Origin of the sequence: Clostridium acetireducens DSM 10703 (assembly GCF_001758365.1) — a bacterium.
In the GTDB taxonomy this organism is placed as follows: domain Bacteria; phylum Bacillota; class Clostridia; order Clostridiales; family Clostridiaceae; genus Clostridium_C; species Clostridium_C acetireducens.
In genome coordinates this window covers 61,039-75,391 of sequence record NZ_LZFO01000003.1, presented here as the reverse complement: position 1 = coordinate 75,391, position 14,353 = coordinate 61,039, and the positions used below count along the sequence as shown (strand labels likewise).

11 protein-coding genes are annotated in these 14,353 nt (G+C 33.5%); all 11 read left to right on the top strand.

The annotated features are described in order from the left end of the window. Positions 1–50 precede the first annotated feature (50 nt). The 11 genes from CLOACE_RS01530 (at position 51) to CLOACE_RS01480 (ending at position 14,230) form a co-directional block, all read left to right on the top strand. Positions 51–644 carry a helix-turn-helix domain-containing protein gene (locus CLOACE_RS01530; RefSeq protein ID WP_070109281.1) on the top strand — a complete coding sequence of 198 codons (594 nt, stop codon included), beginning with the start codon at positions 51–53 and terminating at the stop codon, positions 642–644. A 19-nt stretch (positions 645–663) separates the two neighbouring features. Then, entirely contained in the window at positions 664–2,181 is a 1,518-nt protein-coding gene (locus tag CLOACE_RS01525; protein WP_070109280.1) for a class I SAM-dependent DNA methyltransferase, read from the top strand. Continuing rightward, complete coding sequence (locus CLOACE_RS01520; protein WP_070109279.1) at positions 2,171–3,403, top strand: restriction endonuclease subunit S; 1,233 nt, start codon at positions 2,171–2,173, stop codon at positions 3,401–3,403. Before CLOACE_RS01525 ends, CLOACE_RS01520 begins: the two co-directional genes overlap by 11 nt. After that, the gene (locus CLOACE_RS01515; RefSeq protein ID WP_070109278.1) at positions 3,400–3,603 is read left to right on the top strand and encodes a hypothetical protein; all 204 of its coding nucleotides are present in this window, start codon (positions 3,400–3,402) and stop codon (positions 3,601–3,603) included. Before CLOACE_RS01520 ends, CLOACE_RS01515 begins: the two co-directional genes overlap by 4 nt. 25 nt (positions 3,604–3,628) lie before the next feature. Then, the gene (locus CLOACE_RS01510) at positions 3,629–6,892 is read left to right on the top strand and encodes a type I restriction endonuclease subunit R (protein ID WP_070109277.1); all 3,264 of its coding nucleotides are present in this window, start codon (positions 3,629–3,631) and stop codon (positions 6,890–6,892) included. 12 nt (positions 6,893–6,904) lie between these two features. Then, on the top strand, positions 6,905–7,150 hold the full coding sequence (locus CLOACE_RS01505) for a hypothetical protein (RefSeq protein ID WP_070109276.1): 246 nt from the start codon (positions 6,905–6,907) through the stop codon (positions 7,148–7,150). 48 nt (positions 7,151–7,198) lie between these two features. Further along, complete coding sequence (locus CLOACE_RS01500; RefSeq protein ID WP_070109275.1) at positions 7,199–7,423, top strand: YdbC family protein; 225 nt, start codon at positions 7,199–7,201, stop codon at positions 7,421–7,423. A gap of 20 nt (positions 7,424–7,443) precedes the next feature. Next, entirely contained in the window at positions 7,444–8,154 is a 711-nt protein-coding gene (locus CLOACE_RS01495) for a hypothetical protein (protein WP_070109274.1), read from the top strand. A gap of 84 nt (positions 8,155–8,238) precedes the next feature. Beyond that, positions 8,239–11,739, top strand: a complete 3,501-nt coding sequence (locus tag CLOACE_RS01490) for a hypothetical protein (protein ID WP_070109273.1) — start codon at positions 8,239–8,241, stop codon at positions 11,737–11,739. A gap of 88 nt (positions 11,740–11,827) precedes the next feature. Next, on the top strand, positions 11,828–12,013 hold the full coding sequence (locus CLOACE_RS01485) for a hypothetical protein (RefSeq protein ID WP_070109272.1): 186 nt from the start codon (positions 11,828–11,830) through the stop codon (positions 12,011–12,013). A 15-nt stretch (positions 12,014–12,028) separates the two neighbouring features. Continuing rightward, a complete protein-coding gene (locus CLOACE_RS01480; protein ID WP_070109271.1) occupies positions 12,029–14,230 on the top strand; it encodes a hypothetical protein in 2,202 nt (733 codons plus the stop codon). Positions 14,231–14,353 lie beyond the last annotated feature (123 nt).

Below are 14,353 nucleotides of genomic sequence, written 5' to 3'. Positions count from 1 at the left end.
GTACTATAATAATTATATTGACTTAGACAATTTTTAAGGGAGGTGGATGATTGTTAGGATTAGAATACATTTTAGGTTTGTATAATATGCAGCATATAGAACTGGCAGAAAAATTAGGAATAAAAAAGCAAAATATAAACCTTTGGATTAAAGGAAAACAAAATATTCCTAAAAAATATCTCCCTGTACTAGAAGAGCTTTTTGGAATAGATAAAGAGTATTTTATTAAAGAGTTGACTGAAATAGAAAAGTTGGAAATTCAAAAAGAAAAGTTAAAAAAAGATTTGAAACCTGTTATAAAAAACCATGAGCAGCAGTTTATGATTGGAGAGATTAATGATTTAGTAGAAGTACCGATATATGATAAAGAGGAAATCAATACCATTGAGCGAAATATCGAAAAGGCAAAGCTCGTATCAAAATTTAAAGAAGCACTAGATATAGTTGATAATAATCCTTATATGGACACATATAAGCTGATTATAGAATTATTAGAAAAGGTTCAACATGAGGTGGTTCTTCATAAGACCATTGAAGCATTAGCCCATTATTATGAAGTATTACCAGACTGGGTAGTGAGTGAACCTGAGCAAGAAGAATTTGAAGAAGAAATATTTGAGGTATTTGATGATCATAATTTTTAAGTAAAGGGAGGACAAACAAATGTCAACAGGTAATATTGGATTTGAAGAAACACTATGGAAAGCAGCTGATAAACTAAGAGGAAGTATGGACGCCAGTGATTACAAACACGTAGTATTGGGGTTGCTCTTTCTGAAATACATCTCTGATAAATTTGAAACAAAATATAATCAACTTTTAGAAGAAGGAGATGGATTTGAAGAAGACAGAGATGAATACACTTATGAGAATATCTTTTGGGTTCCCAAAGAATCAAGATGGGATTATATTAAAGACAATGCCAAAGACCCTAAAGTAGGACAATATATTGATGATGCAATGATTTTAATTGAAAAAGAAAATCCAACCTTAAAAGGTGTGTTGGATAAAAGATATGCAAGACCAGAGCTTGATAAAAGAAGGCTTGGAGAACTTATAGATTTAATTTCTACAATAAGACTTCATCAAAATGGAGAAAAAGATTTACTTGGCAGAGTATACGAATACTTCTTAGGCAAATTTGCTAGTGCTGAAGGAAAAGGTGGTGGAGAGTTCTACACGCCTACCAGTGTTGTTAAGACTTTAGTTGAAATGATAGAACCCTATCAAGGTAGAATCTATGACCCTTGTTGTGGTTCAGGTGGAATGTTCGTTCAAAGTGAGAAGTTTGTTGAAGAACATCAAGGAAAAATAGAAAACCTTTCAATATATGGTCAAGAATTAAATTCAACCACATGGAAGCTTTGCAAAATGAATCTTGCCATCAGAGGTTTAGATAGTAATCTAGGAGATCACCATGATGACACCTTCCATAATGATTTGCATAAAACATTGAAAGCAGACTATATCTTAGCAAATCCACCTTTCAATATTAGTGATTGGGGTGGAGATAAATTAACAGATGATGTGAGATGGAAATATGGAACACCACCAACAGGAAATGCAAACTATGCATGGCTTCAACATATGGTTTATCATCTTGCACCAAATGGTGTAGCAGGGGTTGTACTTGCTAATGGAGCATTGAGTTCCAATACCTCTAATGAAGGAGAAATCAGAAAAAATCTATTAGAAGATGATAAGGTTGATGCTATTGTAGCATTGCCTGATAAGTTGTTTTATTCTACAGGAATACCAGTTTCATTATGGATATTAAATAGAAACAAAAAAGATAATCCAAAGTTTAGAAGCAGAGAGCATGAAATACTTTTTATCGATGCCAGACATTTAGGAGAAATGATAGATAGAAGACATAGGGAATTAAATGAAGAGGATATTAAAAAGATTGCAGATACCTATCATCAGTGGAGAAATGTTGATGGTAGTTATGAAGATATAAAAGGTTTCTGTAAATCAGCGAAGCTTGAAGACGTAAGAGAGCATGAATATGTATTAACTCCAGGAAGATATGTAGGAATTGAAGATATAGAAGATGATGGTATCCCATTCGATGAAAAAATGGAGAGTATGACAGCAGAGTTAGTGGAACTCTTTGCTAAATCCCGAAAGTTAGAAGATGAGATCAGAAAGAATCTAGGGGGTATTGGGTATGAGTTTTAAATATACGGAGATTGGGAAAATACCTGTTGAATGGGATGTAAAAATGATTCAAGAAATTGGTGAGGTTGTAAGTGGAGGAACTCCTAAGACTAAGGAAGATTCTTATTGGGATGGAAACATTTCTTGGATAACACCAAAAGATTTATCGAGCTTTACTGAAAGATACATAGAAGTAGGAGAAAGAAGTATAACGGAATTAGGCTTGAAGAATTCAAGTGCAAAACTCCTACCAAAAGGTACAGTTTTGTTTAGCTCAAGAGCACCAATTGGATATTTAGCAATTGCACGAAAGGAATTATGTACAAACCAAGGATTCAAAAATATTATATGTGATAAAAAGTATTCTAGTAATGAGTTTTTGTTTTATATGTTAAAAGCTAAGAAGAATGAAATTGAAAGTATTGCAGGTGGATCTACTTTTAAAGAAGTATCAGGAAAAGTTGTAAAAGAGTTTAAAATACCTATACCACCTTTAAATGAACAAAAAGCCATCGCCCATATCCTCTCAACTCTGGACGATAAAATCGAAGTCAACAACCAAATCAATAAAACCCTTGAAAACATGGCACAAGCAATTTTTAAACAATGGTTTGTAGATTTTGAATTTCCAAATGAGGATGGAGAACCCTATAAATCCAGTGGTGGAGAAATGGTTGAAAGTGAACTTGGGATGATTCCTAGGGGGTGGGAAGTTGGTGTGTTAGGAGATATTATTAGTATTTCAAGTGGTAAAAGACCTAAAAAGAAATCTAAGGAGCCATATGAAGAGTTTGTAATACCTCTTATTGGTGCAAGTTCAACTATGGGCTATGTTAAAGAATACAATTATTTTGAACCAATTATTATAATTGGAAGAGTTGGAACACATGGAGTTGTTCAACGATTTAAAGACAAAGTATGGGCATCAGATAATACATTGGTTATTAAATCGGAGTATTACGAATATGTTCATCAACTATTAGGGTTAATTGATTATGCTTCTTTAAATAGAGGGTCTACACAACCTTTAATAACCCAAACTGATATCAAAAATGTAAGAATTCTTATTCCGTATAAAAGTATATTAAATCAATATGAAGAGTTGGTTGGTAAATTGTATGAGTTGGTTAATTCTAGGCTTGATGAAAATTCAAATTTAATAAATTTAAGAGACACACTCCTTCCAAAACTCATGTCAGGAGAAATCAGAGTACCTCTTGATGAAGAAGGTGAAGTATCATGAAATTTGGAATGAGAAAACCAAGTTTAAAGAAACGAATATCTGTTAGAACAAGCATAAAAAGACAAGTTGTCCATAGAGCAGGACTAAAAATGCCTAGAGGTTGGGGTTGGCTTAGAAATCCTAAGAAGTATGCGTATAATAAGGTGTATAACAAAACATCTTTTGATATTTTTAAACTGATTAAAAAACTTTTTAAATAATTGGAGTTCGAAAGGGGGAAGAAGCTTGAGTTTATCCGAGAATTTTACAGAAGATTTTTTAGAAGAGGCTGCCATAGAGATCTTACAAGAATTAGGTTATGAGTATGTATTTGCACCTGACATCTCATGTGATGGGGAATATCCTGAAAGAAAAGATTATCGGGAAGTATTTTTGGAACAAAGAGTAAAGGATGCTTTATTCAGAATTAACAGAGACTTACCAGCTGAAGCTTTAGAGGATGCCTATCGGCAGATTATTACTTTTAACAGTCCTATGCTAGAAGAAAACAACCGATACTTTCATGAATTATTGGTGGAAGGGATAGAAGTATCATATAAGGAAAAGAACGTCATTAGAACGAAACGGGCTTATATTATTGATTTTGATGATATGGACGGAAAGAAAAGTAACAATGAATTCTTAGTAGTGAATCAATTTACCATTATTGAAAACGAAGAAAGAAGACCCGACTTGATTTTATTTATAAATGGGATTCCAGTAGTAGTCATTGAGTTGAAGTCAGCCAGCGATGAAAATGTAGGGATTGAAAATGCCTATAATCAAATCCAAACATACAAAAGAGATATTCCATCTTTATTTAACTATAATGCCTTCTGTATCTTATCTGATGGTATTAATGCCAAAGCAGGAACCATTACTTCTAATGAAGAACGATTTATGAATTGGAGAAGTATTGATGGAGAAACTGTTGAACCATTATCCAAGCCACAATATGAAGTCTTGTTTTATGGCATGCTTGCAAAGGAACGACTTCTTGATATTATTAAAAATTTTCTTCTGTTCCAAGAATCAAAGGAAGAAGAGAAAGATGCTGATGGCAATAAAATTGGAGATAAGAAAACAATTATTAAAATACTAGCTGCATATCACCAGTATTTTGCTGTAAAAAAAGCTATAGAAAAAACAAAGGAAGCCACTAGAGAAGATGGAGATAGAAAGATTGGTGTTATCTGGCATACCCAAGGTTCTGGAAAAAGCTTTTCTATGGTTTTCTATACAGCAGGACTAGTGAGGGAGTTAAACAATCCGACTATTGTGGTGATTACGGATAGAAATGATTTGGATGACCAATTATTTAGTACTTTTGCAAAATCTCAGGATATATTAAGGCAGACACCCAAACAGGCTGATGTTAGAAAGTTAACCGATGAACAAAAGAAACAACAAGCTAAGGAAAATTCAAAAGAAATCAATGGACTGTTTGACTTGCTGAATGATCGAGAATCAGGTGGCATTATTTTTACTACCATTCAAAAGTTCAAACCAGAAGAAGGGGAAATGCCTGCTCTTACCCAACGGAAAAATGTTATTATCATCGCCGATGAAGCCCATAGAAGTCAATATGGACTTGATGCTAAAACGGATATGAAAACAGGTGAAGTAAAATATGGCTATGCAAAATATTTAAGAGATGCTCTTCCGAATGCTTCATTTATCGGTTTTACAGGGACACCCATTGACTTAGAAGATCGTTCTACAACTGCTGTATTTGGGCATTGTATAGATACCTATGATATGACACGAGCAGTGGAAGATGAAGCTACTGTGAAGATTTACTATGAAAATAGGATCATTAAACTGGAAACCGATGAAGAAGAATTGATTAAAATTGATGAGGAATTTGAAGAAGTTACAGAGGGTCAAGAGGATTTTGAAAGAGAAAAAAACAAGACCAAATGGTCAAGGTTAGAAGCCATTGTCGGTTCTCCAAATAGAGTGAAAAAGCTTGCTGAAGATATTGTAAATCACTATGAAGAGAAGTCTAAGACCATAGATGGTAAAGCCATGATTGTTTGCATGAGTCGAAGAATTTGTGTAGACCTTTATGATGAGATTATTAAACTAAGACCTGACTGGCATGATGATGATGTAAATAAAGGGAAAATCAAAGTAGTCATGACTGGAAGTGCCTCAGATAATGAAAGATTACAAAAGCATGTTGGTGGAAAGCAACGAAGAGATACATTGGCGAAAAGAATGAAAGATAATGCTGATGAATTAAAAATCGTTATTGTTCGTGATATGTGGCTTACTGGTTTTGATGTGCCTTCTATGCATACCATGTATATTGATAAGCCTATGAAAGGTCATAATCTTATGCAGGCGATTGCGAGAGTAAATAGGGTATTCAAAGATAAATCAGGCGGTGTAGTAGTTGATTATCTAGGAATTTTAGAAAGCTTAAAGAATGCACTAAAAGAATATACAGATGGAGATAAGAAAAATACAGGAATTGATACTTCTGTTGCCATTTCCATTATGCTTGAAAAACTTGAAATACTACAAGGAATGATGTATGGATTCGATTACTCCAAGTATATGGGAACATCTCAAAAAGAAAGAATCAGAGCAATTACAGGCGGTATGGACTTTATTCTTGGAAAGCCAGAAGAAGACCAAAAGGAATTCAAAAAAATATCTGTAGAATTGGCAAAGGCTCACTCCTTATGTGCAGCTACTGAGGATGGGAAAGCAAAGGCATTGGAAGTTAGTTATTTCAAAGCAGTAAAGGCAAGTTTAGCAAAGTTAAAAGAAAAAGATGCGGTTAAAAAGTCTAAGAAAGAAATAGAAGCAAGAGTAAATCAGATGTTGGAGCGTTCTATTATTTCAGAAGATGTCATTGATGTTTTTGATGCAATGGGACTGAAAAGACCAGATGTTTCTATTTTGTCAGAGGAATTTTTAGATGAAGTAAGAGAAATGAAACATAAAAACTTAGCAGTGGAAATGCTTAAGAAGTTATTAGAGGGCAATATTAAATCAATGGAAAAAAGAAATCTAGTAAAATCCGAAAGATTTTCTGAGAAGTTGAAAAAAGCCTTAAATAAATATAGAAACCAAGCCATTACCAATGCAGAGGTTATAGAAGAACTAATCAGGATGGCTCACGAAATGAAAAAAGCAAGGGAAGAGGAGAAGGATTTAGGGTTAAATGAAGATGAGATTGCTTTCTATGACGCATTAACAGCCGATGAGGTTGTGAAAGAGTTTATGGAGGATGAGACCTTAAAAAAGATTGCTCAAGAATTAACTTTTGCTATTAAGAATAACATTACCATTGACTGGAGTGTAAGAAAAAGTGCTCAAGCAGGCATGAGAAGAATCATAAAAAGACTCCTTAAAAAATATGATTATCCACCAGAACAGGCAAACAATGCACTTAAAGTTGTTATGAGACAGGCAGAAAAGATGTGTGGCAATGTTAATGTAGAAGACATCCAGTATGATAAAGTGGCGGAAGAAAAGCAAGATTACATTTTGAGATAGGAGGATTAAGAAATGCCTGAAAAGAAAATAGATATTACTCAGAAATATAATCGTGAAATATTGGAGATCAAAAATAAACTTAATCAGCTGGAACAAGGAAGGATCTATGAGTTGTCTAGAGCACAGATGGATGGTTATCTGGCTACTAATATTGGTCAATTAAAAAGGATGATAGCAGAACTAATATATAAAGTGGAGTATGGAGAGGAATCGATCGAAGATAATTTGCGTGATATTTTTGACAAAAAATCAATATAGAATGACTTGTTATTATGAGTGATAATAAGTAGATTGGAGAGATAAAGTATGGCAGATATAAAATATGAAATTAAAGAAAAGTTAGGAACCCTTTCGGAATCTTCCAAAGGTTGGACAAAAGAATTGAATTTGATTAGCTGGAATGGCAGAGAAGCTAAATATGATATAAGAGATTGGGCTCCTGAATACGAAAAAATGGGTAAGGGTGTTACATTATCTAAAGAAGAATTAAAAGAATTAAGAAATATTTTAAATGATATAAATCTCGATTAGAATGCAGGGGTGGGGAATTGATGGATTATCAAGAGCTGGTTAAGCGAATAAAAGAAGAGTTTCCTGATAAGGCAATCGATATAATGGAAAGCTTAGAGCTTTTAAGGGTTGTAATTAATGATACTGTTGAAGCAGTCGGCACAAAAATAAATACATCTTTCTCGCAAAAGCAGTATGATAAGATACCATATTATTCAAGTATGGCTGAAGATATCGGAGTTTGTGAGAAAAAAATAGAAGAAATAATATCGATGATTGATGTTGACGATCTTATCGTAGAGGAAGAAACAGATGAAGAGGCAGAAGTGAAAATCATTCCCAATTATTCAGAATATATTGTAGACCATAATAGTGAACATACTTTATATGAAAACTTTACTCATAAAAGACCCTACGGGTTTAAGCTAAATGAACAACATATTGTAGAAGTAAAAACATGGCAAGATATGCTTATTAAAACCTGTGAATACTTATTAACAATTGATGAAAAGAAGTTTATGGGTTTTGAAAATAAGAAAACAATGAACGGAAAAAAGAATAAGTACTTTTCAACAAATCCTGATGATATGAGAAAGCCAAGAAAAGTTGCCGATAAAATATATGTGGAAATAAATCAAAGTGGTAATGCAATAAGAAACCTTATTATGAAATTATTAAAAGAATACAATTTTAGTATTGGTGAATTTAAAGTTTATTTCAGAGCTGATTATACCAGTTTGAATGACAAGTAACAAAAGCCGAAGCATAGCTTACGGCACCTTTATTATGAGGGTCAATACAGTTTTTACCTTAAGGTTGGTAGAAAGGGGGATGGCATGGCTACTAGAAAACGTCAATATCATATCTGGCAGTACAAGCTTGAGCAACTGAATGAAGTTGATGGAAAGCTGATGCTGGATTTTGATAAAAACGATGCAGTGAATACCAGTGAAACGCTGATGTTTTACATATTAAATGAGAAAATAATGGGTCGCAAATATGACGGCACCGTTGAATATAAAACAGATGAGAATGGTAATGAGATAAAGGTAAGGAAGAATTTCATTCCTATCATTACATTAGAAACAGGTAGGAGCAGGGATAAGGAAGAGACTGCTAAACTGAATAAATTGCTTAATGAAGGCTTTTATGTAGCAGAGCCAAAGGGACATTTTGTTTTTATTGATAATGTGCTTTCAGGTTCACAGAATAAAGAATGTAGACAGATGTTTGTCTTGAAGAAATATCTTGAACCATTGAAAGAGTATGTTTCTATCGGTATTGAGCCACAGAAATGTACTATATCAAAAAATCTTACACGAAATGCTTTGACTACAACGGATGTTTATTCAATTCCAGTAGATATGAAGAAACTTGGTATTTGCATTATTCCTGACTGTGAAGTACCTGTATTTGAAGATGTAAATATCATTAAACCTTATGCTCGGACTCTAGATGAAGAAAAACAGTACGGGGAACTAATGGCTTGGATTGAAGCTGATAAGGAGTATTATAAAAAAGTCAAAGCTGGATCTGAATTAGTAAATGCCGATGACTGTACCATTGAAAAGCAGGACAAGAAGAATCGGAAGAAATCATCATATAAAACCGTTAGTCAATGGAAAGAAGCAGGTCGAAAGGTAAAGGAAGAAGAACTAGAGAATCCAAAAGCAAGAATATATGTTGATACGAAGGCAAAGTATTATGCATTATATATAGAAGAGCAGACTGATGAAATAGGTGAAGATGAAACAAAGGAGATTCCTATTACTGAATGGTCAACGGGACTTCAGGTAGTAACAGATAAGAATCATAAATGTATGGAAAATGTATTTGATGGTATGGGTATAGTATCAAAAGAGCTAGGGGAGAAGTTTGAGAAGTTCTTAAAAACAGAATACCCTATTACAGGATATCAACTTCGTTTACCTGCTATTAAGGGATTTTTCCCTGTTGTAGACTTTAAGGCATATTATAAAAAGCATAACATTGAATACATCTATGATATGTGGGGACAAGCTTACAAAGTAGATGATATTGATATCCTTACTACTGAATCGACTTTTAAAGCGAAGCTGAATGTTACAGGACTAAAAGAAGAAGGCTCCGAGAAGAAAGAATGGTTATTTCAGAGTATTAAGGAATACAAAAACTTGCTTATTAAGTATGGATACGATGTTATTGGCATTGCTAACTTTGCAAAGCCTGTGGAAGAAGAATTCAGAAGGGCAACATACCAGTTGTGGTTGGCTCTTAATATAAATAGATTGGATTTGCTTGCTTTATCTAATGTTCAAGGGGATGTTATACATAAGGTATTGAGCATTTACCGTAAGGATGAGATAGACTGGCAGGATATTAAATATATTGAAACCTTCTTAAATCTTATACAAAAAGAAAATGCCGATACCAATCTTGCAAAAGAATGTGCTGATGCTATTAAAGCAATTCATATTAATAAGAAAATGGTCTTTGACCGTAAAGTGATTCAGACCATTAAAGATGTCATTAATAAAAAGCTTGATGATATGTGCATGGGCAGATTCTATGTTAAGGGTAAATACCTTTATGTCACACAGGATGTACTTGCATTTTTAAGATATGCTGGTGCTGAAAATAAAGAGCAGTGGGAGTATTCAGGCTTCCTTGACAAGAAACAATTTTATTGTGGGGGAAAAATCGCAGGCAGAAGTTTACTGGCAAGAAATCCAATTATGAGCTACTCTGAAATTGCAAAGGTGGAGTTTGTAGACTATCAAGGCGAGGACTTAGAGTTTATAAATCACCTAGATAATATCATTCAGATGCCACTAGGTACTGAACCTGATAGGCTAGGGGGCTGCGACAGAGATGGGGACGAATTATTTGTACTTTCTACCGATTACAACCTAAAGGACACTAAAATTGAATACTTACAGAATTATAACTATGTAGTTAAAAGAGAAGAAAGTGAAAACTTCGGGAAAAACATGCTAGAAATTATCAATCAAAGCCTGCAAGAGCATTTTGATACCAGATTCCCTGATAAAGATATTGTGACTATTGAAGATTATGTTGTTTCATCATTGGTACAGGTGAATGATGAAGATAAAGCCACTGCACCTAGTAAAGAATGGAATAAAGAAAATGTAATCCAATTTATTCTTGACTCCGAGGATAAGACTGGTGCAATAACAGATATCAACACTGCAATTGAAAATGTAGCCAATGAAGCAGGGGATTTATCAAAATATGCTTTGCCCAATGCGATAATGAAAGATTTACAAGGGAAAATGATAGATGCCAGTAAATCTGGACTTTTCGATCAAGTAGTGGTACCAGAAGTAATCAAGTTGAAGTTCCGTAAAAAGCCACAGTTTATGTTCTATAAAGATGGTAATGAGTTTAATAAAGATTATTCCACGAAATCTGCATTGGATTTTTTTGCTGATAGGATTCAGCAGTTCAAAGAATATGTTAATAGAGTGATGAGGGAAGATACCAATCGAAAAATCAAGGCTCAGCGGTTTGAAAATATCTACAACTATTTAATGAACCCCGAATTAGATGGGGAAGTAGTGCAGAAAGTTATTGAAGATTTAGATGATGTATATTCCCACTTTATACAGGAAAACAGGACATTGGCTATATTGAAATCAAGAATCAATCCATATTCCAGTGATGATAAATATAAACGAGAGAGAGCTATTGTAGACCAGAAGTTCAAAGATCTATATGAAAAGACACGAATGGATGCAGAAAAAATATGCGGTTGTCCGTCATTATTGGCAACGGCTTCTGTTCGTATGACTTATATAAATACAAAGTATAATAATCAAAATGATAACTATTCTTTCTGTTGGATTGTTGCTCCCGAAGGCATTCTTCACAATATTAAAATGCATGAAGACAATGAAAAAATCTATGTAGTAAAGGCTGATTCCAAAGAAGAGGATGTCTTTGAATGGCTGGGGGAATATTACAAGACACAGGTTTTCGATGGAGAGTATCCATTAAATTTTGATGAAGAAAAGGATATGAGTATTCCTGAAGAATATATAAGAAAAGAGAAGGAAGAACTTCCTGATATTGAAGATTTAAAAATTACAATTATGGGTGTTGAAAAAGGGAAGGCAGAAGAAGTTGCAGATGAAATGCTTGGAAAGAGCTATAAGCTATTTGTAAATGAACGTAACTGGCTCGGGATTGATGGAAATATGAGCATAAAGGAAAGGGAAACACTGTCTTCAGGAATTGATCTAAGGAAGTACATTGATCATGATGTTATGATAAAAGAAATTATTACAGCTAAGAATACACAAACTGTAATAATTGCAAAGGTTGATATTAAAGGGTAATCATATCGCCAGCGAAGCTGGCTTAGGGCGGACAATGCCGAGTTAGGGGTTGTCTAAACTATTTAATATCAAGGAGGTCATGAACATTATGAAAAATGATACAATTGTAATTACGCAGGAAAGAATGGCTGGTTGGCTTATGTTTAATAGATTTCATAAAGTAGATGAGAAACCAGATCTAAAAGACTCAAATAGGAAAATTTATATTTTTAAAGATTCTCCCAAACTGCGTGACACGATGGAAAAATATCAACAATTTAAAGCGTTGGTTTAATACAGGAGGATCAAAATGGATGGGGAGCAAAACAAGAAGATTATTATTGAGGATTTTGAATATAAACGTGAATATACCAAAAAGACAACCATTGATGGAAAAACATATATTGATGGTGACAATTATAGATATTGGTCACGTGACATTGTAGTTTCTGCTTTAAACCCTGAACAAATAGTTGATATAGATGATGATATTAAAAGCTTTGCAAAGGAAACACAAGATAAATTTATTCAACTATTTGATGCAAGAAATAATAAAATTACTGAGGGACAAGTAACATTTAGCTATGATGCAACAATGAGTATTATGGGACAAGTGAAGAATCCTGATAAAATCACAGTAATTCCTGCAAAAGCTGGATTTGGAAAATCGAGTTATATATACTCATTTTTAAGTACCCTTTGTAAGCATATTCATAGTGGAGCCTTTACTAGTTTTTCGAAACAGGGTGTTATCATTGTAACTGATAAGATTGAAGCATTAAGGCAGCTAGAGAAAGACATATATCGAGAAAAAGGTAATTATCATCAAGATGGAAAATATGGTACAAAATATACCTATATCCTTGAAGCATGGAATAAAAATTCTTTTCGGGATGGTATATGCAAAAACGAAGCCATAGAAGCTTATGAGTATGGAATGTGTAGTCCCATGGAATGCCCATATTATGATAAGTGTAAAATGAGCTACCAAAAACAACAACAGGTATATAGCCCAATTCTTCTTATGACTAATGCTAGATTAAAGCAATATGGAGAAAGAATTGATGAATATAGCACTTGGATTGACAGTAATAAAAAGGAACAAATTAGAGATATTTTAATCATCGATGAGAAACCTATCATCATAGATAACTACAGGATTGATACCAATTTATTCTCTACCCTAAAAAAGACTGTTGAAGAAACAAAAGTAAATGGAGCAGACGTTATAATTACAAAAGAGAATTTGCTGAATGAATTGCATGGGATAGAAAACGAAGTACTACAGTTGAGAAATAAAGTAAGTGAACACAGGAATTGTATCTGCTGTGGTACAAAAGAATCAGTATTCACAGATGATTTCAAAGAACGGTGGCAGAGCATCATTGGATATAAAAATATAGATTTGATTAATGCTGTAGAAAAAATGTTCAATCAAGGATCATTATGGTGCAATGCGGATGTTCCATACTTTAAGACTCTAGGAATTAAAGAATTTAGCTATACAGGTTTTAAGACTTATATATTTGATGCTACTTCGGAACTTGACCCTGATTATGAAGATGAGAGATTTCAGTTTCTTAATATTGAAGATTATAAGAATTATGAGAATGTTACTTTTCATATATATTGGGCAAAAGAAATGAATATGAGCAAAACTGCCCTTGATTACAGAAAGAATCCTTGGAAGAATGTGGCGGTGGCTCAATGGATTAACAATAAGTTTAAGGATAAAACCTATGTAGTTACATATAAAGATAATGCAAAGATAGTATCACAACATTTGAAGAACTTAGGAACTATAATATTTATTGATAGCGATGAAGAGAGACCTGTAATTCCCCACTTTGGAGATACAAAGGGGAGTAATGAATTTAAAGATGCGAAAAATATGGTTCAAATTGGCTGGAATAAAGCCCCTTCGGATGAATACCTTGCTCAGTGTTTGAGTAGAAACACAGTATTTGAGAAATTATTTGAACAGCAGGAAGATAAAGCAGCTAGAACTGCAGCTATATTTGAAAATCAGTTCGGATTTTTCAAAGAATATGATGAAGCTAATATATATATGTGGAGAAAGATGGCAGTAGAATTTGAACAAGAAGTATTTAGGACTTGTGTGAGGGATTTTTCTGCCGACAATGCAGTTGATATTTATATTTTTAAGCCTGATAAGAAAGTGATCTCGCTTATTCGCCAGAGATTTAAAAAGTGTCATGTAATCAATTATAATAATGTGCCAGAAGAATTCCAGCAACAAAAAATACTTGGCAGGCAAACTTCCGATGGCAATGATAATAAGATTCAGATGTTTATAAAATGGCTTAAAGATGAATGGAATGGGAGTAAAATTGGCATAGCTGATATTAAGGTGAAGTTTGAGATAAGCGATAAATATTGGGGAAAGCTTAATTCGAATCCAGTTGTAAAAGATATTAAGAAGAAACGAAAAGTAAAGACTATGAGAGAAGGTAAAGGTAGTAGTCAATGTTATTATTGGTATATTAAATAAAGTGTAAGTTTTGGGATACCCCACATTCCTTATATAATTATATAGAGAATAGTAGGTAGCCCAAGAATATATTTACAGTAATAGAATAAATCAATTAGTTTCATACGTCAGGGGGCTTGGGGG

Excerpts from the sequence above, each read along its gene's own strand:
- CLOACE_RS01490 (WP_070109273.1), top strand. The coding sequence starts at position 8,239 with ATGGCTACTAGAAAACGTCAATATCATATCTGGCAGTACAAGCTTGAG.
- CLOACE_RS01480 (WP_070109271.1), top strand. The coding sequence starts at position 12,029 with ATGGATGGGGAGCAAAACAAGAAGATTATTATTGAGGATTTTGAATAT.
- CLOACE_RS01495 (WP_070109274.1), top strand. The coding sequence starts at position 7,444 with ATGGATTATCAAGAGCTGGTTAAGCGAATAAAAGAAGAGTTTCCTGAT.
- CLOACE_RS01500 (WP_070109275.1), top strand. The coding sequence starts at position 7,199 with ATGGCAGATATAAAATATGAAATTAAAGAAAAGTTAGGAACCCTTTCG.
- CLOACE_RS01520 (WP_070109279.1), top strand. The coding sequence starts at position 2,171 with ATGAGTTTTAAATATACGGAGATTGGGAAAATACCTGTTGAATGGGAT.
- CLOACE_RS01505 (WP_070109276.1), top strand. The coding sequence starts at position 6,905 with ATGCCTGAAAAGAAAATAGATATTACTCAGAAATATAATCGTGAAATA.
- CLOACE_RS01525 (WP_070109280.1), top strand. The coding sequence starts at position 664 with ATGTCAACAGGTAATATTGGATTTGAAGAAACACTATGGAAAGCAGCT.
- CLOACE_RS01485 (WP_070109272.1), top strand. The coding sequence starts at position 11,828 with ATGAAAAATGATACAATTGTAATTACGCAGGAAAGAATGGCTGGTTGG.
- CLOACE_RS01515 (WP_070109278.1), top strand. The coding sequence starts at position 3,400 with ATGAAATTTGGAATGAGAAAACCAAGTTTAAAGAAACGAATATCTGTT.